Consider the following 25,622-nt stretch of genomic DNA (forward strand, 5'->3'; position numbering starts at 1 on the left):
ACCGACCCCTTCCGCTTCCTTAAGGCAGTCATAATTCCGCCAACCACCGTACGGATCCCGGCATTTGTCCGTTTCCCTGCCGCTAGCGTGCGGGACGCACCACGGTGCACACCAGCCACCCCCCACGCAGACGACAGGCAGGCACGAGATGAGCTCCTCGGTACACCGCCGGCGCAAGAGCCGCACCACCAAGCTGATCGTGACCGGCGCGGCCGTGACGGTCGCCGCCGGCGGCGCCTTCGCCGTCGCCGGATCCGCCATGGCCACCAAGGCGCCGCGGACCGCCGGCACCGCCGCGAAGGCCGCCGCCGGCTTCGCCCCGTACGTCGACACCTCGCTCTGGCCCGCCTACGACCTGGCCGACACCGCCAAGAAGACCGGGGTGAAGAACTTCAACCTCGCGTTCGTCACCTCCGGCGGCGGCTGCACCCCCAAGTGGGGCGGCGTGGTCGAGCTGGGCAACGACCCGGTGGCCAAGCAGATACCCGCCCTGCGCAAGGCCGGTGGCGACGTCCGGGTCTCCTTCGGCGGCGCCAACGGCTCCGAACTCGGCCTCGCCTGCGGCTCCGCGGACCAGCTGGCCGCGGCCTACGGCAAGGTCATCGACCAGTTCACGCTCACCAAGGTGGACTTCGACATCGAGGGCGGCGCGCTGCCCGACACCGCCGCCAACACCCGCCGCGCCCAGGCCATCGCCCAGCTCCAGAAGAAGCACCCCGGGCTGGACGTCTCCTTCACCCTGCCGGTCATGCCCGAAGGCCTCACCCAGGACGGGGTGAACCTGCTCGCGGACGCCAAGAAGAACGGCGTGAAGATCTCCGCCGTCAACATCATGGCGATGGACTACGGAGCCTCCTACAACGGCGACATGGGCACCTACGCCACCAAGGCCGCAACCGCCACGCAGGGTCAGATCAAGAAGGCGCTCGGACTGGGTGACGCGGCCGCCTGGAAGACCGTGGCGGTGACCCCGATGATCGGTGTCAACGACGTCCAGAACGAGGTCTTCAAGGTCGACGACGCCAAGGAGTTGGTGACGTTCGCCAAGGCCAAGCACCTGGCCTGGCTGTCGATGTGGTCCTCGACCCGCGACAAGGCCTGCCCCGGTGGCTCCGGCAACTCCGCCCAGCCGACCTGTAGTTCCATCGAGCAGGGCCCGCTGGACTTCACCAAGGCCTTCGGCGCCTACACCGGCTAGCACGTCCTGCCCCCACCGGCGGTCCGGACCTCGTCGCCCCCACCCGGACCACCGTCCCGCAGGCGGGGCGCAGCGGGCTCAACCCCCCACCCGCTGCGCCCCGCCACGTACCGCCGTCCGGAAGGCGATCGGGGTGCTGCCGGTCTGCCGCTGGAAGAACTTGCTGAAGTTGGTGGCGTCGGCGAAGCCCAGCCGGTCCGCGATCCGGGCCGCGGACTGGTCGCCGTGCGCCAGTAGCCGCTTGGCCTCCAGCGCCACCCGGCGGTCGATGAACTCCTTCGCCCCGACGCCCGCGGTGGCCTCCGTGGCCCGGGAGAGGGTGCGCGGCGCGTAGCCCAGCGAGCGGGCGTAGTCGGCGACCCGGCGGCTCCGGGTGAAGTCCCGCTCCACCGCGTCCCGGAAGCGCAGATACGTCGGGTTCGGCTCACCGTCGGCCGCCCCGTCGCGGTCCGGCCCGCCCAGGAACGCGGCCCGCAGCACCAGGACGGCCAGCAGGTGCCGCAGCACCTCCAGGTGGACCTCCAGCGGCAGCCCGCCCAGCGCCCCGAACTCCTGGTGCAACTGGCGCATCGCCTCGTCCACCCGACGCGCCGCCACGCCCTCGGGGCGCCGCACCGGCGGTCCGTACCAGTCCTCTATCCGGGCCGCCGCCGCGGTCGCCGGATCCAGGAAGCCGGACTCGAAGAGCACCAGCCGGCCCTCCGCGCCCGTCAGGTCCCCGAAGTGCTGGACCTGCCCCGGCCGTGACCACAGCAGATCGCCCGGTTCGAGCACGTGCTCCCGGAAGTCGACGCAGTGCGCCAGCCGGCCGCGCTCCAGCACCAGCAGATGGTGGAAGCCGGGGCGGTGCGGGGTGGACAGCTGACAGGCGGCCGCGCGCCCGCGCAGCTCGGCGAGCGTCATCACCTCCATGCCCGCCGGCCGCCCGGCCGGCGCGGAGAACGCCACCTCCCGGATCTCGGGAACGGGTTTCCCACCCTCCTGTCGTTTTTTGACCATCACCGGTCCCTTCGCTACCCCGAAATGTCCAGCTACTGCCCCTAGCGTAGAAGCCATCAGCACCACCGCTGACGGAAAACGGAAGTCCGCAGACCCGGACATGCCGACACCGGACACACCGAACAACTGGGAGATCCACCATGTCCACGATCGCTCTCTTCGGGGCCAACGGCACCATCGGAAGCCGCATCCTCAGCGAGGCCCTGCGGCGCGGTCACCAGGTCACTGCGGTCGTCCGCGACCCCGCGAAGATCACCACGAGCCACTCGAACCTGACCGTGGCCACCGGCGACGTCCTCGACCCGGCCTCCGTCGCCGCCGCGGCCGAGGGCAAGGACGTCGTGGTCAGCGCGGTCGGCGGCGGTGACGGGCCGGGCCACATCGCCACCATCAAGCCCGCCGCCGAGTCCCTGGTCGCCGGTGTGCGCACGCTCGGCGACGTGGCGCCCCGGCTGATCGCGGTCGGCGGCGCGGGATCCCTCCGGACGCCCGACGGCAAGCAGGTCTGGGATGCCGAGGGCCTGCCCGAGTTCCTGCTCCAGATCATGCACGCCCACGGCGACGCCCTGGACTTCTACCGGACCGTCTCCGACGTGCGCTGGACCAACCTCAGCCCGGCCGCCACCATCGCGCCCGGCGAGCGCACCGGCGGCTACCGCACCTCGACCGAGGACCTGGTCACCGACGCGGAGGGCGCCAGCCGGATCTCCGCCGAGGACTACGCGGTCGCCCTCGTCGACGAGATCGAGCGCCCGCAGCACATCGGCGAGCGCTTCACCGTCGGCTACTGAACCGCCCCGGACACGCACAAGGCCCCCGACCTGAGGTCGGGGGCCTTGCAGTGGGGTGAGTAACGGGACTCGAACCCGCGACATCCTGGACCACAACCAGGTGCTCTACCAGCTGAGCTATACCCACCATGACCGGTGCTTGTGTGGTTCCTTTTCCCCACCGGCTGAGAAAAAGTGTACAGGGTCCGGAGGGGTGCTCACGCCCAGTTTTTCACCGGGGCGAGCGAGGGCGTGTCTTCCGGGTCACAACCGGTCGGAACCCGACCCGGAAGACCGCCCCCGTGCGTCACGACGACGGCGCGGACTGCGGCGCCGGCTGGGAGCACCGCCCCTCGACGGCAGGGGCGGGCTCCGCGGGCAGGACGTGCTTGGCGGCGATCGCCTTGGCGGTCTCCGAGTCCGGTCCGGGCTGCGGCACGAAGACCGCCTCCCGGTAGTAGCGGAGCTCCGCGATGGACTCCCGGATGTCCGCCAGCGCCCGGTGGTTGCCGTTCTTGTCCGGACTGTTGAAGTAGGCCCGCGGGAACCAGCGCCGGGCCAGCTCCTTGACGGACGACACATCGACGATCCGGTAGTGGAGGTAGCTCTCCAGCGTCGGCATGTCGCGCAGCAGGAAGCCACGGTCGGTGCCGACGGAATTGCCGCACAGCGGCGCCTTCCCCGGCTCCGGCACATGCTCCCTGATGTAGGCGAGCACCTGCGCCTCGGCCGCCTCCAGCGTCGTTCCGCCGTCCAGCTCCTCCAGCAGCCCGGAGGCGGTGTGCATCTGGCGCACCACCTCCGGCATGGTGCTCAGCGCCTCGGACGGGGGGCGGATCACCACATCCACCCCGTCGCCCAGCACATTCAGCTCCGAGTCGGTGACCAGCGCGGCCACCTCGATGAGCGCGTCATTCGCCAGCGAGAGTCCGGTCATCTCGCAGTCGATCCACACCATGCGATCGTTCATACATCTCACCCTACGGGGCGTTCGCGCTGTCCGGGCAGCACGGGGCGTCCCGCAGCACGGCCGACCGCGGTCTCCGGCAGCCGGGAGGCGTAGGCGTCCGACTGCGGTTTGCCGACCTCGCCCGCCTCGGCGGTCGCCAGCCCGTGTCCGGCCAGTGCGGCGGCGGAGAACCGCTCCGCACCGCCGGCCGCCAGCGCAGCCCGCTCGCGCTCCGGCCGCTCGACCCGCTCGGGCCGAAGCGCCGGCTCGGGCGGCCCGTTCTGCGGCCGGCGGGCGCGGTAGGCCGCCCGGTAGGCCGCGGGCGAGGCGCCCAGCTGCCGCCGGAAGTGACCGCGCAGCGCGACCGGTGAGCGGAACCCGCAGCGCCCGGCGACCTCGTCCACCGAATAGTCGGAGGTCTCCAGCAGCCGCTGGGCCTGGAGCACCCGCTGGGTGATCAGCCACTGCAACGGGGCGCTCCCGGTCAGGGAACGGAAGCGCCGGTCGAAGGTGCGCCGGCTCATGTATGCGCGGGCGGCCAGAGTCTCCACGTCGAACTGCTCGTGGAGGTGCTCCAGCGCCCAGGCGACGACCTCGGCGAGCGGGTCGGCGCCGATCTCCTCCGGTAATGACCTGTCGAGGTAGCGCTGGTGCCCCATATCGGAGGCGGTCCGGCGGGGTGGTACGACGAGCCGGCGGGCCAGCGCGTTCGCGGCGTCCGCGCCGTGGTCGGTGCGCACGATGTGCAGACACAGATCGATACCGGCCGCCGTCCCCGCGGAGGTGAGCACGTCGCCGTCGTCGACGAAGAGCTCGCGGGGGTCCACATGGACGGACGGATAACGCTTGGCGAGCGTCGGCGCGTACATCCAGTGTGTGGTGGCCGGGCGGCCGTCAAGCAGTCCGGCCGCGGCGAGGACGAACGCCCCCGTGCACAGCCCGACGATTCTGGCCCCTTCTTCATGCGCGCGGCGCAGCGCGTCGAGCGCGGCGGGCGGCGGGGCCTGGGTGATGGATCGCCAGGCCGGTACGACGACGGTCCCGGCTCGGGAGATCGCCTCCAGCCCGTAGGGGGCGGATAGTTCGAGCCCCCCGGTCGTGCGCAAAGGTGCGTCTTCGCCCGCGCACACAAGTAGCCGGTACCGCGGAACGCCGGCGTCCTGTCGGTCGATGCCGAAGACCGAGAGCGGAATGGAGCTCTCGAAAATGGGGCCGCCGCTGAAGAGGAGCACCGCGACTATTTCGCGGCGTCGTCGGGCGGCGAGCTTGCGTGCGGCATCTGGTACGGCAGCGGAGTCCTGGCTCATGGCACTTAAGCCCCCCTCGGTCGTCTCGCCCTCTCGGTCCTGCACAGTTCCCCCGCCGTTACTACCAAGATCGAATCTACTGTGTTCCGTGAGGATGGAGTGCCAAGTTCACCACCCACTGGTATGTCGATATGGCAACTTGGCGCGAAGCATTCGATCACGAAGCGTTCCACTCGTCGGGCCTACATGGGAAGTACGCGTCTCGGCTCTGCCCGTTCGCAGTAGGACACAACCATGCCCAGCGGTCCTTTCCTCCCTGCTCACACCAGGGTTGAGGGGTACGTGGGGCAAGGTGGTCAGTCAGGCCCGAAGTTGGCTGGAAACAGTCGCGCGCAGACTTGCAGACGCCTCAATCGACCGGCGTACGCCCTTCGGATTGCCGTCCGCCCCTGTGCGCCGTCCGCGCCGAATATCCCTTTCTGTCCCGGCGTCGCCGCCTCCTGCGGGCGCGGGCCCGCGCGGCGGGCTGTTCGGATTTCCGCAACAGCGCCCGACAGGCGCAGGTGACCGCCGTGAGTCCGGCGGCGGTACCGGCGGCGCCGGCCCAGGAGGCGCCGCTGATGATCAGGACGACCGGCACCAGGGCGCAGCTGAAGGCGCCCCAGCGCACGACATCGCTCACTGGGTCGGGTGATCTGTCGGGCCGCAGCGGCACCTCGCGCTCCCCTCGGACGGGCTGCTACTACAACGCCGCCGGCGATCATGGGTCACCGCGAGGGGTACGTACGGGGGCAGGCCGGGGCATTGCCATCCGCGCCAGGCTCCGGCATGCTCCGGGGAACGTTCGAGGCCTCTCCCCGCTTCTCCCCGTCTCGCACGGACGCCGGGCGTCCGTGGTGGGCTCTGGGCAGCGGAGGAGTGGCGCCGTACTCTTGGGGTAAGGGGTTGGGAAGATGATTCCCAGTCGTATCGTTCCCCTTTGAACTATGGCTCCCGCGCCTCGATCGAGCCAGCTCAGTCAACTGCCGGATCAAGTCAATCGCCGTTCCCCGTTCGCCCCTCCGCAAGAGGACGTCCTCGCCGAGACACCAATGGCCGGTCACGAATTCCCCGAACCCGCGGACCGCAAGCAGGTCGCCGATCCCCTGGCGGACCTGGAAGCGGCGGAAGAGCCCCGACGCTCATGCGATCCTGCGTTCCGGCATGGCGTCGTCGTCGGCTTCGACGGGTCCATGTCCAGCGAACGGGCGTTGGCGTATGCAATCGGTATCGCGCGGCGCCACGGCGCCGGATTGATCATCGTCCACGTGGCCAATCGGCTGCCGACGACCGTCTGGGCGGGCTGTGAGCCCCCGGTCTTCGTGGACGTGCCCGACCACCGCACCGAGGTGCTCGGGCTGGAGCTGGCCTGCGCGGAGCACCTCAGCGAGGTGCCCTGGATCCTCGTCGAGCGCGGTGGGGACATCTGCCACGAGCTGGAGGAGGTCGGCCGGGAGTACGAGGCCGACGCGATCGTGGTCGGCTCCACGCACGGCATCGTCGGCCGGATCTTCGGCTCGGTCGCCGGGCGACTGGCCCGCCGGGCGCAGCGCCCCGTGATCGTCATTCCCTGAGTACCGCTCAGCCGCCTCGCGTCCCCCTCATCTCTCCCCATACCGCGCACACTTGAGGGGGCGCCATGAATGTTGTGGGCGCAGTGGACATCTCCGTCTCCACGGATGTGTAGAGGTGGATTGTGCGCTTGTGAGGGGTAGAAGACGGTCACGTGGGCGCGCCGCACCACGGGCCCGGCGGCCGCGCGCACGGCAACTGCGTGCTGCCGGCCGGGAGGTGACGGTTCCTGGGGCGGCGGCATCCCGCCGGCGTATGGGCGACGCCGGCACAGGGGAGGCGGCGGCTTCGCGCGCATGGTGGCACGCGCGGAGCCGCCGCCCTGTCCTTTGCGGCCCAACCGCCGCCGCTCTCGCGGAGGTGGTCAAGCCCCGTGAGGGTTGCTCAATTGTCGCTTCGGTGGTCCCGGGTGGATTACTCCACGGTGACCGACTTCGCGAGGTTCCTGGGCTTGTCGATGTCCCGGCCGAGGGCCAACGCCGTGTGGTAGGCGAGCAGTTGGAGCGGAATGCCCATCAGGATCGGGTCCAGCTCGGGCTCGTTCTTCGGGACGACGATGGTGTGGTCGGCCTTCTCCTGCTCCTGGTGCGCGACGGCCAGGATGCGGCCGCTGCGGGCCTTGATCTCCTCCAGCGCGGCGCGGTTCTTCTCCAGCAGGTCGTCGTCCGGGACGATCGCCACCGTCGGCATCGCGGGCTCGATGAGCGCCAGCGGGCCGTGCTTGAGCTCGGAGGCCGGGTAGGCCTCGGCGTGGATGTAGGAGACCTCCTTGAGCTTCAGCGAGGCCTCGCGGGCCACCGGGTAGCCGCGCACCCGGCCGATGAACATCATCGACTTGGCGTCCGCGTACTGCGCCGACAGCTGCTTGATCTGCTCCTCGCCCTTGAGGATCTCGTCGATCTGGCCCGGCAGCTTGCGCAGGCCCTCGATGATCCGCTTGCCGTCCGCGACGGACAGGTCACGGATCCGGCCCAGGTGCAGGGCGAGCAGCGCGAAGGAGACCACCATGTTGGTGAAGCACTTGGTGGAGACCACGCAGACCTCGGGGCCGGCGTGCACGTAGATGCCGCCGTCGGTCTCCCGGGCGATCGCCGAGCCGACCACGTTCACCAGGCCCAGCACCCGCGCGCCCTTGCGCTTGAGCTCCTGGACGGCCGCCAGCACGTCGTAGGTCTCACCGGACTGGGAGACCGCCACGTACAGCGTGTCGGGGTCCACCACCGGGTTGCGGTAGCGGAACTCGGACGCCGGCTCGGCGTCCGAGGGGATCCGGGCCAGCTCCTCGATCATCTGCGCGCCGATCTGGCCCGCGTGGTAGGAGGTGCCGCAGCCCAGGATCTTCACCCGGCGCACCGCGCGCGCCTCGCGGGCGTCGAGGTTCAGGCCGCCGAGGTGCACGGTGGAGAAGCGGTCGTCGATCCGCCCGCGCAGCGCGCGGTCCACCGCGTCCGCCTGCTCGGAGATCTCCTTGTGCATGTAGGTGTCGTGGCCGCCCAGGTCGTACGACTCGGCCGCGTACTCGACGGTCTCCGGCGTCGTGGTCGTACGCGAGCCCTCGGTGGTGTACGTGCGGTAGTCGTCGGCCTTGAGGGTGGCCATCTCGCCGTCGTCGAGGGTGACGACCTGGCGGGTGTGCGAGACCAGCGCGGCGACGTCGGAGGAGACGAACATCTCGTGCTCGCCGATGCCGAGGACGACCGGGGAGCCGTTGCGGGCCACCACGATCCGGTCCGCGAAGTCGGCGTGCAGCACGGCGATGCCGTACGTGCCCTCGACGTGCCGCAGCGCCTCGCGGACCTTCTCCTCCAGCGTCTCGGCCGAGGAGCGGCCGATGAGGTGGGCGAGGACCTCGGTGTCGGTCTCGGAGGCGAAGTCGATGCCGTCGGCGGTGAGCTTGGCGCGCAGTTCGGCGGCGTTGTCGATGATGCCGTTGTGGACGACCGCGACCTTGCCCTCGGTGTCGAGGTGCGGGTGGGCGTTCTCGTCGGTCGGCGCGCCGTGGGTGGCCCAGCGGGTGTGCGCGATGCCGGTGGTGCCGGCGAACCGCTTCGGCAGACGGGCCTCCAGCTCGCGGACCCGGCCCTTGGCCTTGGCGGTCTTCAGACCCGCGGCCTTGCCGGTGCCGCTGGCGTGGATGGCGATGCCGGCGGAGTCGTAGCCGCGGTACTCCAGGCGCTGGAGGCCCTCCAGGAGCAGCGGAGCGACATCACGTTTGCCGATATAGCCGACGATCCCGCACATACAGTGACCCTCCGAGAACGATGTTGTGTGAATGACGTTGAGTCGGTTGGCGTGCCCGGCGCCCCGGGTGGGGCGTCAGCCGTAGACGAGGCGGCGCAGCTGGCGGGCCGAGAGATCGGGCGGGGCCACGGCGCGGTGCGGCATCTCGTGGCGGATCCGTTCGAAGATCTCCTCGTTGCGCAGTCCCTGGGACTGCAACTCGCGATGGCGCCGGCGGACGAACTCCTCCGTCGTCTCGTCGAAGTACGCCAGCACATCCAGCACCACCCGGGCGGCCTCACCGCGCTGGAGCGGCGTGCTGCGCACCAGGTGGTCCACCAGGTCTTCGTGCGGCGCGTCTGCGCTGCGGTTACGGCGTTCGAGCACCCGTCGATACTGCGGGGCGGCGGCCGCTTTCGCAAGAAATCTGCCCGGAATCGGGCAGGTACCCGGTTTGGGGGCCTGAAAGTGGTCTGAACCTTGACCGGATCGGAGGCTCACGGTACGCATGGTCACCGTTCCGTCGCTCCATGCCGTGTACGACCTTCGCCGAAGGGACCGTCGATGAGACGACGAAGAATGCTGCTCTCGCTGCTGCTGGTCGCCGCGGCGGGGATGGGGACCGCCGCCGTTCCGGCCCCGGACGCCCGAGCCGCCGCCCCCACCCCCCTCGACCGGGTCGTACCCGCTCCGGCGTCCGTACGGCCGGGTGGCGACGCCTACACCCTCAGTGCGCGCACCCGCATCCGGGTGCCCGGCGGATCGGGCGAGGCCCGGCGGATCGCCGGGTACCTGGCCGGCATCCTGCGTCCCTCGACCGGCTACGCTCTGCCCGTCACCGCCCGGGACGGCGCGGACGGCATCGTGCTGCGGCTCGGCGGCCGGGCGGCCCAGGGGCTGGGGGCGGAGGGCTACCGCCTCAGCTCCGGCGGCCGCGCGGTGACCATCAGCGCGCGCCGGCCGGCCGGCCTCTTCCACGGCGTACAGACCCTCCGCCAGCTGCTGCCCACGGCCGTCGAGGAGCGCACCGCACAGCCGGGCCCCTGGAGGATCGCCGGCGGCACCATCGCCGACGCCCCGCGCTACGGCTACCGCGGCGCGATGCTCGACGTCTCCCGGCACTTCTTCACCGTCGCCCAGGTCAAGCGCTACATCGACCAGCTCGCCCAGTACAAGATCAACCGACTGCACCTGCACCTCTCCGACGACCAGGGCTGGCGGATCGCGATCGACTCCTGGCCGCGGCTGGCGAGCTACGGCGGCTCCACCCAGGTCGGCGGCGGCCCCGGCGGCTCCTACACCAAGGACGACTACCGCGAGATCGTCCGCTACGCCGCCGACCGCTACCTGACCGTCGTCCCCGAGATCGACATGCCCGGCCACACCAACGCCGCCCTGGCCTCGTACGCCGAGCTCAACTGCAACGGCGTCGCGCCGCCGCTCTACACCGGCACCAACGTCGGCTTCAGCTCGCTGTGCGTGCCGAAGAAGGTGACGTACGACTTCGTCGACGACGTGATCCGCGAGATCGCCGCGCTCACTCCCGGCCGGTACCTCCACATCGGCGGCGACGAGGCGCACTCCACCAGCCACGAGGACTACGTCGCCTTCATGGACAAGGTGCAGCCGGTGGTCGCCAAGTACGGCAAGACCGTGATCGGCTGGCACCAGCTGACCGGGGCGCACCCGGCGGAGGGTGCCGTCGCCCAGTACTGGGGCTACGACAAGACGGGCGCGGCGGAGCGGGCACAGGTCGTCGACGCCGCCGAGAAGGGGACCGGGCTGATCCTGTCGCCCGCCGACCGCGCCTACCTCGACATGAAGTACGACAAGGACACCCCGCTGGGCCTGAACTGGGCCGGGTACGTGGGCGTGCGCCGCTCCTACGACTGGGACCCCGGCCACTACCTCCAGGGCGCGCCCGAGAAGGCGATCCTCGGCGTCGAGGCGCCGCTGTGGTCCGAGACCCTCTCGACCTCCCAGCACATCGAGTTCATGGCCTTCCCCCGGCTGCCGGGCATCGCCGAGCTCGGCTGGTCCCCCGCGGACACCCACGACTGGGCGTCGTACCGCGAGCGGCTGGCCGCCCAGGGGCCGCGCTGGGACGCCCAGGGCCTGCACTACTACCGCTCGCCGGAGGTGCCGTGGCCGACGAGGTAGGCGGCCCGGACCGGAGTCGGCAGCCGTGAGCCGGCAGCCGTGAGCCGGCCGGGCGTCCGCGGACGCCCGGCCGGTGGGCCGTCGGACCCCGACCAGGGCCGGTCCGACGGGTCAGGGCCGGAGCGGCCCTAGAACCCCAACTCCCGTGCGATCAGCATCCGCTGGACCTCGCTCGTGCCCTCGCCGATCTCCAGGATCTTGGCGTCCCGCCACATCCGGGCGACCGGGTACTCGTTCATGAAGCCGTAGCCGCCGTGGATCTGGGTGGCCTCGCGGGCGTTGTCCACCGCGATCTCGGACGAGTAGAGCTTGGCCAGCGCCGCCTCCTTCTTGAACGGCTCGCCGTGCACCAGCCGGGAGGCCGCGTCGCGCCAGGACAGCCGGGAGGTATGGGCGCGCATCTCCATGTCGGCGAGCTTGAACTGGATCGCCTGGTTGGCGCCGATCGGCCGCCCGAACGCCGTCCGCTCCTTGGCGTACGCCACCGACTCGTCCACACAGCCCTGCGCCAGGCCGGTGGCGAGCGCCGCGATGGCGATCCGGCCCTCGTCGAGGATCCGCAGGAACTGGGCGTAGCCGCGGCCCTCCTCGCCCAGCAGGTTGGCGGCCGGGACGCGGACGTCGGAGAAGGACAGCTCGCGGGTGTCCGAGGCGTTCCAGCCGACCTTGGAGTACGGGGTGCCGACCGTGAAACCGGGCGTGCCGGACGGCACGATGATCGAGGAGATCACCGGTCTGCCGGCGCCGGTGGCATCGGTCGTGTGGCCGGTGACGGCGGTGACCGTGACCAGCCCGGTGATGTCCGTCCCGGAGTTGGTGATGAAGCACTTGGTGCCGTTGATCACCCAGTCGTCGCCGTCCCGCACCGCGGTCGTGCGGGTGGCGCCGGCGTCCGAGCCGCCGTCCGGCTCGGTGAGGCCGAAGGCGCCGAGCATCTCGCCGCTGCACAGCTTGGGCAGCCAGGCGCGCTTCTGGTCCTCCGTGCCGAAGCGGTAGATCGGCATGGCGCCGAGCGAGACGCCGGCCTCCAGGGTGATGGCCACCGAGGAGTCGACCCGGGCCAGCTCCTCCAGGGCGATGCCGAGCGCGAGGTAGTCGCCGCCCATCCCGCCGTACTCCTCGGGGAACGGCAGGCCGAACAGGCCCATCCGGCCCATCTCCTGCACGATCTCGTACGGGAACGCATGCCGCTCGTAGTACTCGCCGATCTTCGGTGCGACGACGTCATGCGCGAACGCCTCGACCGTGCGCCGGAGTTCTTCCAGCTCTTCGGGCAGACGGTGGTCCAGGGACATGGGGGTCACTCCTTGTGGGAGAGGGCTCGGAGGGTGCGCGAGGGGCTGGGACGGCCGAGGATCCCGGCCATCCACGCGCTGGTGGCGGTCAGCCGGTCCAGGTCGACGCCGGTCTCGATGCCGAGGCCGTGCAGCATCCACACGAGGTCTTCGGTGGCGAGGTTTCCGGTGGCGCTCTTGGCGTACGGGCAGCCGCCGAGGCCGCCCGCCGAGGCATCGACGGTGGTGACGCCGTGCTGGAGCGCGGCGAAGGTGTTGGCGAGGGCCTGCCCGTACGTGTCGTGGAAGTGCACGCCCAGCTTGGAGGTGGGCACGCCCGCCTCGTTGAGGGCGGCGAGCAGGTGCTGGACGTGGCCGGGGGTGGCCACGCCGATGGTGTCGCCCAGGCTCAGTTCGTCACAGCCCAGGTCGAGCAGCGCCCGGCAGACCCGTACGGTCTGGGCGATCGGCACCGGGCCCTCCCAGGGGTCGCCGAAGCACATCGACAGGTAGCCGCGGACGTGCACCTTGGCGTCCTTGGCGCGGGCGACGACCGGGGCGAACATCGCCAGCGCCTCGTCGACCGTGCGGTTGAGGTTGGCCTTGGCGAACGACTCGGTGGCGCTGCCGAACACCGCGATCCGGCGGGCGCCCAGGGCCAGCGCCCGGTCCAGCCCGCGCTCGTTGGGCACCAGCACCGGCAGCCGGTGCGGTTCGAGGTCGCCCAGCAGCGGGAACAGCTGCTCGGCGTCGGCGAGTTGGGGCACCCACTTGGGGTGCACGAAGCTGGTGGCCTCGACGAGCGGCAGCCCGGCGTCCGCGAGCCGGTGGATGAACTCGGCCTTGATCTCGGTCGGGACGACCGTCTGCTCGTTCTGGAGCCCGTCGCGGGCGCCCACCTCGTGGATCCGCACGCGGGTGGGCAGGCCCTCCGCCTGGATCTGCATCGGCAGTCCGGCTGCGGTCATGACGTGCCCTCCCGTCCGTCCGCGGTGGCCCGCGCGGGGTCCGCGGCGCCCTCGGGCTCCTCGCCCGCCGCCTCGTGCGGGGCGATCACCGCCAGGACCTGGTCCATGGCGACGGTGCTGCCCACGGTCACGTCCAGTTCGGTGACGGTCCCGGCGTGCGGGGCGGAGATCACGTGCTCCATCTTCATCGCCTCGACGACCAGCAGGCCCTGCCCGGCGGTCACCTCCTGGCCGACCGCTACCTTGACGACCGTGACGGTGCCCGGCATCGGGGCGGCGAGGGTGTCCGCGCCGTGGCCGCCGGCGGCTCCGCGCAGCGCCGCCGCCACCGGGTCGTGCGTGGTCACCTGCCAGGAGTCGCCGTCCCGGCCGAGCCAGTCGCCGCTGCGGTGGAAGGTGTGCTGCACGTCGTCGACGGTGACCCGGACGCGGCCCGGTTCGAGCTGCCCTGCCGGTGTGCCGGGGTCCACGTCGTACGGCACCGGGTCATGGCCCGGGACCCGCAGCCAGTGGCGGACCGGGGCGGCCAGGCCGCCGAGCCGGAAGCCGTCGGGCGTGTCGAACGGGTCGCGCCAGCCGCCGTCGGCCACCTCCGGCTCCAGGGCGGCCTGGCGCACCGCCGCGGCCGCCGCGTACACCTCGTCCGGGACCTCGCCGCAGGCCAGCCCGGCCGCCTCCCGCTCCACCAGGCCGGTGTCCAGCTCGCCGGAGACCACGTCCGGATGCGCCAGCAGCCGCCGCAGGAAGCCGGCGTTGGTGGTCACCCCGAGGGTGACCGTCTGCGCCAGCGCGGCCCGCAGCCGGCGCAGCGCACTGGCGCGGTCCGGGCCGTGCGCGATGACCTTGGCGAGCATCGGGTCGTAGCGGCTGCCGACCTCGACGCCCTGGGTCAGGCCGGAGTCCGTGCGCACCCCGTCCCCCTGCACCTCGTGCAGCGCCAGCACCGTGCCGCCGGTCGGCAGGAAGTCCCGGGACGGGTCCTCGGCGCACAGCCGGGCCTCGATGGCGTGCCCGGTGAGGGTGATGTCCTCCTGGGCGTACGGGAGGCGCTCACCGGCCGCGATCCGCAGCTGCCACTCCACCAGGTCCAGGCCGGTGACCAGTTCGGTGACCGGGTGCTCGACCTGGAGGCGGGTGTTCATCTCCATGAAGTAGTACGAGGCCGGGTCCTTGCCGGGGACGATGAACTCGACGGTGCCGGCGCCCCGGTAGCCGCAGGAGCGGGCCGCCTGCACGGCCGCCTCGCCCATCGCCGCCCGGGTCGGCTCGTCCAGCAGGACCGACGGGGCCTCCTCGACGACCTTCTGGTGGCGCCGCTGGAGCGAGCACTCGCGCTCGCCGAGGTGGATGACGTTGCCGTGGCCGTCGGCCAGGACCTGGATCTCGATGTGCCGGGGCCGGTCGACCCAGCGCTCGACGAGGAGGGTGTCGTCGCCGAACGAGGAGCGGGCCTCCCGGCGGGCGGCGGCGATCTCCTCGGCGAGCAGCGCCTCGTCGCGGACCAGCCGCATGCCCTTGCCGCCACCGCCCGCGGACGGCTTGAGCAGCACCGGGACTCCGATCTCCCGTGCCGCGGCGGCCAGTTGACCGTCGTCCAGGCCGCTGCCCGAGGAGCCGGGGACGACCGGGACGCCGGCCGTGCGGACCGTCTCCTTGGCCCGGATCTTGTCGCCCATCAGCTCGATGGCCTCCGCGGACGGGCCGATGAAGACCAGCCCGGCCTGCGCGCAGGCCCGTGCGAAGGCGGCGTTCTCGGCGAGGAAGCCGTAGCCGGGATGGACCGCCTGGGCGCCGGTGCGGGCGGCCGCGTCCAGCAGCCGCTCCACGGACAGGTAGCTCTCGGTGGCCGGGGCCGGTCCGATCCGCACGGCCGTGTCGGCCTCGCGGACGTGCCGGGCGTCGGCGTCCGCGTCGCTGTACACGGCGATCGAGCGGATGCCGAGGGCGCGCAGCGTACGGATGACGCGGACGGCGATCTCGCCGCGGTTGGCGATCAGGACGCTGTCGAACATCGTCGTGGACATTCCTGTGGGCATTCCCCTCATGAAGATCACATCCGGAAGACGCCGTAGCCGGGGTCGCCCAGCGGGGCGTTGGCACAGGCGGTCAGCGCCAGCCCCAGCACCTGCCGGGTCTCCAGCGGGTCGATCACGCCGTCGTCCCACAGCCGGGCCGTCGCGTAGTAGGCGTTCCCCTGCGTCTCGTACTGCTCGCGCACCGGCGCCTTGAAGGCGTCCTCCTCCTCGGTGCTCCACTCCTCGCCGCGCGCTTCGAGCTGGTCGCGCTTGACGGTGGCGAGGACGGACGCGGCCTGTTCGCCGCCCATCACGGAGATCTTGGCGTTGGGCCACATCCACAGGAAGCGCGGCGAGTAGGCCCGGCCGCACATCGAGTAGTTGCCGGCCCCGTACGAGCCGCCGATGACGACCGTGAGCTTGGGGACGCGGGCGCAGGCCACCGCCGTCACCATCTTCGCGCCGTGCTTGGCGATACCGCCGGCCTCGTACGAACGGCCCACCATGAAGCCGGAGATGTTCTGGAGGAACAGCAGCGGGATGCCGCGCTGGTCGCACAGCTCGATGAAGTGCGCGCCCTTCTGGGCGGACTCGGAGAACAGGATGCCGTTGTTGGCGATCACCCCGACCGGATGGCCGTGGATGTGGGCGAAGCCGGTGACCAGCGTCGTGCCGTACTCCGCCTTGAACTCGGCGAACCGCGAGCCGTCCACGATCCGCGCGATCACCTCGCGGACGTCATAGGGGGTACGGGAGTCCACCGGCACCACGCCGTACAGCCCGGCCGGGTCCACCGCGGGCTCCTCGACGGGCCGCACCGTCCAGGGGAGCGGTTCGCGCGCGCCGAGGGTCGAGACGATCTGCCGCACGATGCGCAGCGCGTGGGCGTCGTCCTCGGCGAGGTGGTCGGTGACGCCGGAGGTCCTGGCGTGCACCTCGCCGCCGCCCAGCTCCTCGGCGGTGACCACCTCGCCGGTGGCCGCCTTCACCAGCGGCGGGCCGCCCAGGAAGATCGTGCCCTGGTTCCGTACGATCACCGCCTCGTCGCTCATGGCCGGCACATACGCGCCGCCGGCCGTGCACGAGCCCAGCACCGCCGCGATCTGCGGAACGCCCCGCTCCGACATCCGCGCCTGGTTGTAGAAGATCCGCCCGAAGTGCTCGCGGTCGGGGAAGACCTCGTCCTGCATCGGCAGGAAGGCGCCGCCGGAGTCGACCAGGTACAGACAGGGCAGGCGGTTCTCCAGGGCGACCTCCTGGGCCCGCAGGTGCTTCTTGACCGTCATCGGGTAGTACGTGCCGCCCTTGACCGTGGCGTCGTTGGCGACGATCACCACCTCGCGGCCGGAGACCCGGCCGATGCCGGCGATCACCCCGGCGGCCGGTGCGGCCCCGCCGTACATGCCCTCCGCGGCCAGCGGCGCCAGCTCCAGGAACGGCGAGCCGGGATCGAGCAGCGTGTCCACCCGGTCGCGGGGCAGCAGCTTGCCGCGGGCGGTGTGCCGGGCCCTGGCCTTCTCGCCGCCGCCCAGCCGGGCCGCCGCGAGCTTCTCGCGCAGTTCGGCGGCGAGCTCGCGGTGCGCGGCCTCGTTGGCCTTCCAGGGGTCGGACGCCGGATCGTCCCCGGGACTTCGTCCGAGGGGACCCCCGTCGCTGCCCAGCACCGGTGCCTGCTCCATCTACGAGCCCCCTTGCTCGGTCGCCCGCCCGGCGCCGCGATCGGCGGCTGCCGGGCCATCCGGGTTAATAGGCGTTAACCTCATTTCCTTCAGGTTAACGAGCACTAACCCGGCTGTCTACAATCGACGGCATGAGTAATCCGCAGTCCTCCGCCCCCAGCAGTCGCCGCGAGCAGATCCTCAAGGAGGCCGCCCGGCTCTTCGCCGAGCGCGGCTTCCACGGCGTCGGTGTGGACGAGATAGGGGCGGCCGTGGGCATCTCCGGTCCGGGCCTCTACCGGCACTTCGCCGGCAAGGACGCGATGCTCGCCGAACTGCTGGTCGGGATCAGCGAGCGGTTGCTCGACGGCGGCCGGATGCGGGTCGCGGAGGGTGGCGAGAACCCCGAGGCGGTGCTGGACGCGCTGATCGACGGCCATATCGACTTCGCACTGGACGACCGGCCGCTGATCACCGTGCACGACCGTGAACTGGACCGGCTGCGCGAGGCCGACCGCAAGCGGGTGCGCCAGCTCCAGCGGCAGTACGTCGAGCTGTGGGTGGAAGTGGTCCGGCAGGTCCACCCCGGCCCCTCCGAGTCCCAGGCCCGGGCCGCGGTGCACGCCGTCTTCGGCCTGCTGAACTCCACCCCGCACCTGGGTCGCCCCGGCTCCCTCCCGGGGCGTACGGAGATGGCCGAACTGCTGCACCGACTGGCGCTGGGGGCGTTCGGCGCGGTGGCCGACGGCGGGCCGGAGGCGGGGGAGTCGGTCGCGACCAAGACCGTGGCGGCGGGGGTGCCGGGCGCGTAGGCCCGGGCTTCCGGGGTGGGGCGCGGTCTCCCCTCCGGGTTTTCGTTGACCTCTGGACAGCTTTGGTGACCGGCCGGTAGCTTTCGCTGAGCAAGCGCTTATTCGTGCGCTTGGACCGGCGAGGTGAAGGAGGCGACGCAGATGCGCCGTACGGTGTTCAACGAGGACCACGAGGCGTTCCGCGCGACCATACGCGCCTTCATCGAGGCCGAGGTGGTGCCGGTCCACGAGGAGTGGTTCGCCGCCGGCCAGGTGCCCCGCGAGTTCTACTACAAGCTCGCCGAGCTGGGCGTCTTCGGTATCCGCGTCGACGAGGAGTACGGCGGCGCCGGCATCGACTCGCACAAGTTCGAGGCCGTGATGTACGAGGAGACCGCCCGCGCCGGCGTCACCTTCGGCGGCTCCGGCGTCCACGTGCTGCTCGGCCTGCCGTACATCCAGATGCTCGCCACCGACGAGCAGAAGAAGCGCTACCTGCCGAAGTTCGTCAGCGGCGAGGAGATGTGGGCCCTGGCGATGACCGAGCCGGGCACCGGCTCCGACCTCGCCGGCATGAAGACCACCGCCAAGCTGTCCGAGGACGGCACCCACTACGTCCTCAACGGCTCCAAGACCTTCATCACCGGCGGCGTCCACGCCGACCGCGTGATCGTCTGCGCCCGCACCTCCGCGCCGACCGCCGAGGACCGCCGCTTCGGCATCTCGCTGTTCGCCGTGGACACCACGTCCGAGGGCTACTCCATCGGCCGCAAGCTCGACAAGCTCGGCCTGCGCACCTCCGACACCGCCGAGCTGGCGTTCGTCGACGTCAAGGTGCCCGTCGAGGACCTGCTCGGCGAGGAGAACAAGGGCTTCTACTACCTCGGCCAGAACCTGCCCTCCGAGCGCTGGGGCATCGCCTACGGCGCCTACGCGCAGGCCAAGGCCGCCGTCCGGTTCGCGCAGCAGTACGTCCAGGACCGCACCGTCTTCGGCAAGACGGTCGCCTCCTTCCAGAACACCAAGTTCGAACTGGCCGCCTGCCAGGCCGAGGTGGACGCCGCCGAGGCCGTCGCCGACCGCGCCCTGGAGGCCCTCGACGCCGGCGAACTGACCGCCGCCGAGGCCGCGTCCGCGAAGCTGTTCAACACCGAGGTCGCCCACCGCGTCATCGACCGCTGCCTCCAACTGCACGGCGGCTACGGCTTCATGAACGAGTACCCGATCGCCCGCCTCTACGCCGACAACCGCGTCAACCGCATCTACGGCGGCACCAGCGAGGTCATGAAGTCCATCATCGCCAAGGCCATGGGCCTGTAGGTCGGGACCGGACGCCGACGGGTCATACGCACGTGAACGACGCACTGGAGTCGCTGCTCGATCTGCTCGCCCTGGAGCGGATCGAGCAGGACATCTTCCGCGGTCAGAGCCGCGCCTCGGTCGTGCCCCGGGTCTTCGGCGGCCAGGTCGCCGCCCAGGCCCTGGTCGCGGCCGGGCGCACGGTCCCCGCCGACCCGCCGCGGGCCGACGGCTCCGCCCCGGCGGGGGAGGCCCGGTTGCCGCACTCCCTGCACGCCTACTTCCTGCGCCCGGGCGACCCCGGCGCACCCATCGTCTACACCGTCGACCGGATCCGTGACGGCCGCTCCTTCACCACCCGCCGGGTCGTCGCCGTCCAGCACGGCCAGCCGATCTTCCACCTCTCCGCCTCCTTCCAGGTGTACGAGGAGGGGCTGGAGCACCAGGAGCCGATGCCGCCGGCGCCGGACCCGCTCCAACTGCCCACCCCCGCCGAGACGTTGCCCCGCCACGCCGCCGAAGGCCTGCTCGCGCCGGACGTCGCCGAGCGGCTGCTGGAGGCCCGCGCCGCGATCGACCTGCGGTACGTCGACGAACCGCCCTACGCCACCGTCGGCGAGGTGCGCGAACCCCGGTCCCAGGTGTGGTTCCGCACCCAGGGCAAGCTCGACGACCACGGCGAGATCCCCCGCCCGCTGCTCGACATCTGCCTGGTCACCTACGTCTCCGACATGACCCTGCTGGACTCGATCCTGCTGGCGCACGGCCGCGGCGGCTGGGCCGTCGGCGACGTCGTCGGGGCATCCCTGGACCACGCGATGTGGTTCCACCGCCCCCTGCGCGCCGACGAGTGGCTCCTCTACGACCAGGAGTCCCCCACCGCCCAGGCCGGCCGCGGCCTCGGCAAGGGCCGCATCTTCACGGCCGACGGCCAACTGGCGGTGTCGGTGATCCAGGAGGGGGTTATCCGGGTGCCGCGCGACTAGTCGGTGCCCCTTACGGCGTCACGCGGACGACGCGCGCCGCTTCAGCCATCGCCAGTTGCCACGGATAGCCCTCTGGGCGCGCCTCGCCCGGCTCGTTCGGTTGGAAGCCGCCAGGCCCGTACACCACCGACACACCGGCGCCACGCAGCGTTGCCACTGATCGCTCGAACTGCGGATGTTTCACGTACGCGGCGTTCACGCACGGCATCGCAACCGTCGGAATGCCTTTGCCGATGCCCTCGGCAACCACTCCGACCACGAAGTGGTGCGTCAATCCGAGCGCCCATGCGTTGATCGAATTGAAGGTGACCGGCGCGAACACGATGACGTCCGCCGGAGGCCACACATCAGGCTCGGCCGGTTGCTTGTACTGGGACCGGACCGGGTGCCCTGTCAGCTCTTCCAGCAGCGGCACCTCGTCGTCGAGCCACCGAGCCGCCGTGGGCGTCAGCCCGACACACACGTCGAATCCGGCCGTCCGGGCACCGCGCGCCACTTCGACGAACTGCCGGACGGGCGGGGCGGCGGAACCGAACAGGTAGAGCACGGGACGATTCATCACGCCATCCCACCACAGCCGGCTGCCTCGGGCAGGGGGTATCGGGAGCGGAGCGTTCACGGGAGTCGACGCGGGGGCGGGGCATCTGTGGGGCGGTGTTTCGTACGGCCCCGAGGGTGCCATTGCCCGTAGGGCATGGCACCCCCGCCTCCTCTCGATGGTGAGAAAGTGATGGGTGATGCGGTTTGTCGGGCACCTGTTCCCGGTGGTTCCTCTCGTTGGCCCGGAGTCGGGACTCCTGACCTTCGGCCTCATCGGAAGTCGTCGGCGGCGATCCGCTCGTTCCGAGTCCGCGTCACCGTTAACGCGGTCGCGTCGTGCGCCGGCCATTCCTTGATTCCCGGCCTCCTCAGGTAAGGGATGCCCTTACGGATGTCCGTCACGACAGCCAGCCGTCCGGGGGCGTACTCGACTTCGTCTCCGACCTCCGGCAGCTTCCTGGAACTCACAGCACTGCCTCCGCTCCCGTGGAGACACCGAACAGGGCGGCGCACGACCGACATGAATGCCGGTCGTCGGGACCGGTGACCTTCTCCCGTGCCAGGCTGTAGACGCCGTGGCAGCACGGGCACGCATTGCCGATGATCTCGTCCACCGTCCACATCTTCACGGCGGGCACGGCGTCCCATCCGGCCGTCATGACGCAGCTCCGAGACCGAGGAAGGCAGCCCATTCGCCAGAGTCCCAGCCGAGGGGGTCTCCGTGCCGACGGCGGAACGCGCGGGCTTCGGGCGGCAGGGGCTTCACGCCAGTCCGCACGGCGGGTGCCGGTCGGGTGCGCGGAGTGGCATCAGAGGTACTGCGGTGAGGGGTTGGTGCAGTCGTCGGCATCTTGATCAGCCCTTCCGGCGCCGGAGCGTCGTATTGGGCTTATGGCCAGCTAACGCCGTGCCAGGGCAATGTGATTAGGGAGATCGGGCGATGCCTTCACTACAGTCCCTAGGGCGATTTGGTCTGCCCTTGAGCTGACGACGCGTTGAGCGCGGGGCTACCGTGCGTACATGAACTCCTCGCGGAACACTGTGCTTGAGGCATGGATGAAGGAGCACGGCTACAGCTCCAATTCGCTGGCCGATGCGGTGAATTCGGCAGTGGGTGACCTCACCGGAAGAGTCGGAGGACTGGACGGCTCATCGATCCGTGGCTGGAAAGCAGGCCGGGTACGGTGGCCCAAGTCGGCGACCCGGGTCGCACTGGAGAAGGTCACCGGCCTGCCCGCCACCGCTTTAGGGTTCGTACCGCGGGGCCGTGCACCGTCGCCCGCGCCCGAATCACCGTCGGAGGACGCCGTGGAACGTCGTCGTTTCATCGCAGCCGGGACGGCCTTGGCTGCCGCCTCAGCCACACACGCGCTCGGCTCCAGTCACCGGATCGGAACCAGCGACGTCGTCCGGCTCCAGCAACGCTTTACCGAGATCATTGTGAGCGACCACCGCCACGGCGGCCGGCTCGGCATCGAACAGAAGGCTGCGGCGCTCGCCGACGAGGCACTTTCCCTGCAAAATTCTGGGAGCGCGAGCCAGCGAGTCCGTGCGTACGTGTACGGATGCGCTGCGGCATTCCGGTCTTCGGCGATGTGGGCTGCGATCGACGGCCGGCGCTACGAAGACGCGATCGTTCACATGCGGGAAGCGCAGGCCCTTGCCGAATTGGCTGCTGACCCGGCCATCAAATTCAGAATCTGGTCACATGCCGGGACGCTGTACCGGCACATGGGGCGCCCAGCCGAAGCCCTGGCTGCAAATGACGTTGCCCGAAGCCTCCCCCTCACGCGTCGCGATCCACTGTTCGCTTCCCTCGGCCTGGCCAGGCAGGCTGCCATTCAAGGCGTTGCAGGAAATGCCACGGCCACCCGGCGCGGCTTCGATCAAGCCCAGGATGCGATGGACCGCGCTGATCCCAGCGCCGACCGTCCCGTGTGGATGACCTCGTTCTACGACCAGGCGGAGCTGGATTCTCTTGCGCTCACCGGATACCTGGCACTCGGCGAATACGAGAAAGCCGAAGCGCATGCGCACCGGTGTTTGGCAGCTCTCCGGCCCCACATGCAACGCTCGAAGGCCATCGCCACCACTCGCCTGGCGTGCGCTCAACTCGGCCAGGGCGATATGGAACCGGCGGTTACCACCGCCATGTCGATCCCCGACGACGCTGCTGCTCATCACCCACGAGTCGCCCGGATGCTCCGAAGCTTCCACGCCAAGATCCACGCCGTGGCGCCGGACAGTCCGACCACCAGCAAGTGGAACGAGTACGCACACACCACCTGGAAGGAATCGGTATGACGTCCACCATCGAGCTGCGTACGTTCCACTCGCTCGAACCAGCCCGGCAACACCTACTGGACGTGTATGCCGACGTCCGTGCCGACCTCTTGCACCTTCCGAACTACGCCGTCTCCGCCTTCACCGAGCGCCTCGACCGCCACTCCAAGGAACCCGGCTGGGTAGCTGTCCTCGCCTACGATCAGGATGAACCCATTGGCTATGCGTATGCCAACACCGTTGATTCCGAAGACCGTTGGTGGAAGCGCGTCACGCCTACCCCGTCGGTTGAATACACCAGCCGGCATGCCGTCGCCCTGAAGGAAATCGGTGTTCGCATCCCCTGGCGCGGCACCGGCACCGCCCGGCGCATCCACGATGCCCTTCTCGCCGACCGTAACGAGCCGCACGTCACCCTTATGGTCAACCCTGCCGCAGGAGACGGGAAGGTGCAGCGGCTGTACGAGGCGTGGGGTTACCAGGGCATCGGCCGGAGCCAGCCATCGCCCGCTTCACCAGTCCTGATGGCGATGATCAGGGCCGTGCACTGAGTCCGATGACGCTGAGGCGGACAACGCCGCTTCGGTCCGCCGGAATATCGCTCCCCGCCGCCCCGTTGTGGCCCCGCAGGGGGTCCTCGTGTCCCCTACGGGATGTGTTCGGCCGCCCCTTAGGGCCACTTCAAGTAGGCCCCCTTCAGGCCTCTCAGGCCCCCAGGCCCCTCAGCCCAGCCCCGCCGCATCCAGCAGATAAGCAGTCAGCGGGTCGTAGTAGCGCGGGCTGTGGACGTGGTCGTCCAGGGGGATGGTGACCTGGAGGGTGCCCTCGGCCTCGGCGAGGAACAGGGCCGGGTCGTTGCAGTCCGCGAAGCCGACGGCCTGGATGCCGCGCTGGCCCGCGCAGCCCGCCCAGCCGTGGTCGGCCATCACCAGATCGGGCTGCGGCCGGCCGTCCCGCTCCAGTCCGTCCAGGATCGCGGCCATCGGCTCGGGGGAGTGGGTGTGCCACAGCGTGGCCCCGCGCTCCAGTACCGCCACGTCCGCGAACTGGAAGACCATGCCGTCGTCCGCCCGGAGCCCGTCCGGAATGACGACGATCTCGCAGCCCGCCGTGCGGAGTGCGGCCGCCGTCGCCCGGTGCACGTCGAGCAGCCCGCCGGGGTGGCCGGTCGCGAACAGCACCCGCTTCTTGTCGGCGGCCGCCTTGCGCAGCACCGCCGCCGTACGGTCCAGCGCGTCCACCGTGAGTTCCGGGTCGATGGTGTCCTGTCCCTGCCGGTGGTGCGGATCGTCGTTCACCCCGCAGCGCTCCGCCATCACGGCCAGCACGTCCTGCTCGTCCGCCCACCGGTCGCCGAACTCCAGGCCGAACCAGTAGTAGCGGTCGCCGTTGGCGAGCCTGCGGTAGTGGGCGAGGTTGTTCTCGCGGGGAGTGGCCACGTCACCGGCGATCCGGGTGCGGACGAGATGGGCGACGAGTTCGGCGCGCGAGGGAACGGCGGCTGCGGAGGCTATCGGCATAGCTGCCATTGTGCCCGGACGTATGTTTCGGGGCGGGCGAGTTCCGTAGCCCGGACGCCCGCTGGACGAAATGTCGAACGGCTTGTCGATCTCCGCCGTGAATGTCCATGTCGTGTCCGTCGTCCGGTGCCTACGCTCGGCTGCATGACCACCGCAGCAAGCGCCTCCAACGGCCCCGTGGGCCCCATCGACTCCTCCCGCATCCCGCGCTACGCCGGGCCGGCCACCTTCGCCCGCCTGCCCCGCCTCGACGAGGTCGGCGGCCGGGCCGACGTGGCCGTCGTCGGTGTCCCCTTCGACACCGGCGTCTCCTACCGTCCCGGCGCCCGCTTCGGCGGCAACGCCATCCGTGAGGCGTCGCGGCTGCTGCGGCCCTACAACCCCGCCCAGGACGCCTCGCCCTTCGCGCTCGCCCAGGTCGCCGACGCCGGTGACATCGCGGCGAACCCGTTCAACATCAACGAGGCGGTGGAGACGGTCGAGGCCGCGGCCGACGACCTGCTCGCCACCGGTGCGCGGATGATGACGCTCGGTGGTGACCACACCATCGCGCTGCCGCTGCTGCGGTCGGTGGCGAAGAAGCACGGCCCGGTGGCGCTGCTGCACTTCGACGCGCACCTGGACACCTGGGACACCTACTTCGGCGCGGAGTACACGCACGGCACGCCCTTCCGTCGCGCCGTGGAGGAGGGCATCCTCGACACCTCGGCCCTCTCGCACGTGGGAACCCGTGGTCCGCTCTACGGCAAGAAGGACCTGGACGACGACGAGAAGATGGGCTTCGGCATCGTCACCTCCGCCGACGTCATGCGGCGTGGTGTCGACGAGGTTGCCGACCAGCTCCGGCAGCGGATCGGTGACCGTCCGCTGTACATCTCCATCGACATCGACGTGCTCGACCCGGCCCACGCGCCCGGCACCGGCACCCCCGAGGCCGGTGGCCTGACCTCCCGCGAGCTGCTGGAGATCATCCGTGGCCTGTCGTCCTGCAACCTGGTCTCGGCGGACGTCGTCGAGGTCGCCCCGGCGTACGACCACGCGGAGATCACCTGCGTGGCCGCCTCGCACACGGCGTACGAGCTGACGACGATCATGTCGCGGCAGATCGCCGCCGCGCGCCAGGGGCAGTAGGCG

22 protein-coding genes, 1 tRNA gene and 1 pseudogene are annotated in these 25,622 nt (G+C 70.7%); 10 read left to right on the forward strand and 14 right to left on the reverse strand.

Features of this window, described 5'->3' with window-relative positions:
* Window positions 1–289: 289 nt before the first annotated feature.
* Window positions 290–1,198, forward strand: a pseudogene (locus AB0C96_RS18405) (chitinase); the annotation flags it as partial.
* A 78-nt stretch (window positions 1,199–1,276) separates the two neighbouring features.
* Here the strand turns inward: AB0C96_RS18405 and AB0C96_RS18410 are convergent.
* Complete coding sequence (locus AB0C96_RS18410) at window positions 1,277–2,197, reverse strand: AraC family transcriptional regulator (protein ID WP_362918647.1); 921 nt, start codon at window positions 2,195–2,197, stop codon at window positions 1,277–1,279.
* Window positions 2,198–2,337: 140 nt separating this feature from the next.
* Here AB0C96_RS18410 and AB0C96_RS18415 point away from each other — a divergent pair, with 140 nt between their 5' ends.
* On the forward strand, window positions 2,338–2,988 hold the full coding sequence (locus AB0C96_RS18415; RefSeq protein ID WP_362918649.1) for an NAD(P)H-binding protein: 651 nt from the start codon (window positions 2,338–2,340) through the stop codon (window positions 2,986–2,988).
* Window positions 2,989–3,039: 51 nt separating this feature from the next.
* Here the strand turns inward: AB0C96_RS18415 and AB0C96_RS18420 are convergent.
* The 3 genes from AB0C96_RS18420 to AB0C96_RS18430 form a co-directional block, all read right to left on the reverse strand.
* Window positions 3,040–3,115, reverse strand: a tRNA-His gene (locus AB0C96_RS18420).
* Window positions 3,116–3,274: 159 nt separating this feature from the next.
* Complete coding sequence (orn, locus tag AB0C96_RS18425; protein ID WP_362918651.1) at window positions 3,275–3,937, reverse strand: oligoribonuclease; 663 nt, start codon at window positions 3,935–3,937, stop codon at window positions 3,275–3,277.
* Window positions 3,938–3,942: 5 nt separating this feature from the next.
* Window positions 3,943–5,223, reverse strand: coding sequence for a helix-turn-helix domain-containing protein (locus AB0C96_RS18430; protein ID WP_362918653.1), 1,281 nt, complete (start codon window positions 5,221–5,223; stop codon window positions 3,943–3,945).
* A 1,031-nt stretch (window positions 5,224–6,254) separates the two neighbouring features.
* On the opposite strand from AB0C96_RS18430, the gene AB0C96_RS18435 reads away from it, so the two are divergent.
* Complete coding sequence (locus AB0C96_RS18435) at window positions 6,255–6,776, forward strand: universal stress protein (RefSeq protein ID WP_362918654.1); 522 nt, start codon at window positions 6,255–6,257, stop codon at window positions 6,774–6,776.
* 412 nt (window positions 6,777–7,188) lie between these two features.
* Here the strand turns inward: AB0C96_RS18435 and glmS are convergent, their stop codons facing one another.
* Both glmS and AB0C96_RS18445 read right to left on the reverse strand, forming a co-directional pair.
* Window positions 7,189–9,015, reverse strand: coding sequence for a glutamine--fructose-6-phosphate transaminase (isomerizing) (gene glmS / locus AB0C96_RS18440; protein WP_362918656.1), 1,827 nt, complete (start codon window positions 9,013–9,015; stop codon window positions 7,189–7,191).
* 75 nt (window positions 9,016–9,090) lie between these two features.
* Window positions 9,091–9,381, reverse strand: a complete 291-nt coding sequence (locus AB0C96_RS18445; protein WP_006605447.1) for a hypothetical protein — start codon at window positions 9,379–9,381, stop codon at window positions 9,091–9,093.
* 177 nt (window positions 9,382–9,558) lie between these two features.
* Between AB0C96_RS18445 and AB0C96_RS18450 the strand changes: the two genes are divergently transcribed.
* Complete coding sequence (locus AB0C96_RS18450; protein ID WP_362918658.1) at window positions 9,559–11,154, forward strand: beta-N-acetylhexosaminidase; 1,596 nt, start codon at window positions 9,559–9,561, stop codon at window positions 11,152–11,154.
* Window positions 11,155–11,282: 128 nt separating this feature from the next.
* Here the strand turns inward: AB0C96_RS18450 and AB0C96_RS18455 are convergent, their stop codons facing one another.
* The 4 genes from AB0C96_RS18455 to AB0C96_RS18470 are packed head-to-tail and all read right to left on the reverse strand — an operon-like array spanning window position 11,283 to window position 17,090.
* Complete coding sequence (locus tag AB0C96_RS18455) at window positions 11,283–12,449, reverse strand: acyl-CoA dehydrogenase family protein (RefSeq protein WP_362918660.1); 1,167 nt, start codon at window positions 12,447–12,449, stop codon at window positions 11,283–11,285.
* A gap of 5 nt (window positions 12,450–12,454) precedes the next feature.
* Entirely contained in the window at window positions 12,455–13,396 is a 942-nt protein-coding gene (locus AB0C96_RS18460) for a hydroxymethylglutaryl-CoA lyase (RefSeq protein ID WP_362918662.1), read from the reverse strand.
* Entirely contained in the window at window positions 13,393–15,420 is a 2,028-nt protein-coding gene (locus AB0C96_RS18465; protein ID WP_362918664.1) for an acetyl-CoA carboxylase biotin carboxylase subunit, read from the reverse strand. The genes AB0C96_RS18460 and AB0C96_RS18465 overlap by 4 nt, the downstream gene beginning before the upstream one ends.
* Window positions 15,421–15,446: 26 nt before the next feature.
* Window positions 15,447–17,090 carry a carboxyl transferase domain-containing protein gene (locus AB0C96_RS18470; RefSeq protein WP_362918666.1) on the reverse strand — a complete coding sequence of 548 codons (1,644 nt, stop codon included), beginning with the start codon at window positions 17,088–17,090 and terminating at the stop codon, window positions 15,447–15,449.
* A 131-nt stretch (window positions 17,091–17,221) separates the two neighbouring features.
* On the opposite strand from AB0C96_RS18470, the gene AB0C96_RS18475 reads away from it, so the two are divergent.
* From AB0C96_RS18475 to AB0C96_RS18485, 3 genes are all read left to right on the forward strand, one after another.
* Window positions 17,222–17,881, forward strand: coding sequence for a TetR/AcrR family transcriptional regulator (locus AB0C96_RS18475; RefSeq protein WP_362918668.1), 660 nt, complete (start codon window positions 17,222–17,224; stop codon window positions 17,879–17,881).
* Between the two features lie 141 nt (window positions 17,882–18,022).
* On the forward strand, window positions 18,023–19,180 hold the full coding sequence (locus AB0C96_RS18480) for an acyl-CoA dehydrogenase family protein (RefSeq protein ID WP_362918670.1): 1,158 nt from the start codon (window positions 18,023–18,025) through the stop codon (window positions 19,178–19,180).
* Window positions 19,181–19,212: 32 nt separating this feature from the next.
* On the forward strand, window positions 19,213–20,145 hold the full coding sequence (locus tag AB0C96_RS18485; RefSeq protein ID WP_362918672.1) for an acyl-CoA thioesterase II: 933 nt from the start codon (window positions 19,213–19,215) through the stop codon (window positions 20,143–20,145).
* Window positions 20,146–20,155: 10 nt separating this feature from the next.
* Here the strand turns inward: AB0C96_RS18485 and AB0C96_RS18490 are convergent, their stop codons facing one another.
* The 3 genes from AB0C96_RS18490 to AB0C96_RS18500 all read right to left on the reverse strand — a co-directional run bounded on the left by AB0C96_RS18490 (window position 20,156) and on the right by AB0C96_RS18500 (window position 21,344).
* Entirely contained in the window at window positions 20,156–20,704 is a 549-nt protein-coding gene (locus tag AB0C96_RS18490; protein ID WP_362918673.1) for a flavoprotein, read from the reverse strand.
* Between the two features lie 251 nt (window positions 20,705–20,955).
* On the reverse strand, window positions 20,956–21,153 hold the full coding sequence (locus AB0C96_RS18495; RefSeq protein ID WP_362918675.1) for a hypothetical protein: 198 nt from the start codon (window positions 21,151–21,153) through the stop codon (window positions 20,956–20,958).
* The gene (locus AB0C96_RS18500) at window positions 21,150–21,344 is read right to left on the reverse strand and encodes a hypothetical protein (protein WP_362918677.1); all 195 of its coding nucleotides are present in this window, start codon (window positions 21,342–21,344) and stop codon (window positions 21,150–21,152) included. Before AB0C96_RS18500 ends, AB0C96_RS18495 begins: the two co-directional genes overlap by 4 nt.
* Window positions 21,345–21,705: 361 nt before the next feature.
* Between AB0C96_RS18500 and AB0C96_RS18505 the strand changes: the two genes are divergently transcribed.
* Both AB0C96_RS18505 and AB0C96_RS18510 read left to right on the forward strand, forming a co-directional pair.
* Window positions 21,706–22,989 carry an XRE family transcriptional regulator gene (locus AB0C96_RS18505; protein ID WP_362918679.1) on the forward strand — a complete coding sequence of 428 codons (1,284 nt, stop codon included), beginning with the start codon at window positions 21,706–21,708 and terminating at the stop codon, window positions 22,987–22,989.
* Window positions 22,986–23,519: a GNAT family N-acetyltransferase gene (locus AB0C96_RS18510; RefSeq protein WP_362918681.1), complete on the forward strand. Its 534-nt coding sequence runs from the start codon at window positions 22,986–22,988 to the stop codon at window positions 23,517–23,519. Before AB0C96_RS18505 ends, AB0C96_RS18510 begins: the two co-directional genes overlap by 4 nt.
* 171 nt (window positions 23,520–23,690) lie before the next feature.
* Here the strand turns inward: AB0C96_RS18510 and AB0C96_RS18515 are convergent, their stop codons facing one another.
* Window positions 23,691–24,488, reverse strand: coding sequence for a phosphatase (locus AB0C96_RS18515; RefSeq protein WP_362918683.1), 798 nt, complete (start codon window positions 24,486–24,488; stop codon window positions 23,691–23,693).
* 144 nt (window positions 24,489–24,632) lie between these two features.
* On the opposite strand from AB0C96_RS18515, the gene speB reads away from it, so the two are divergent.
* Window positions 24,633–25,619, forward strand: coding sequence for an agmatinase (gene speB / locus AB0C96_RS18520; protein WP_362918685.1), 987 nt, complete (start codon window positions 24,633–24,635; stop codon window positions 25,617–25,619).
* Window positions 25,620–25,622: the final 3 nt, after the last annotated feature.

It is taken from the genome of Streptomyces sp. NPDC048506, from assembly GCF_040651315.1.
GTDB lineage: Bacteria > Actinomycetota > Actinomycetes > Streptomycetales > Streptomycetaceae > Streptomyces.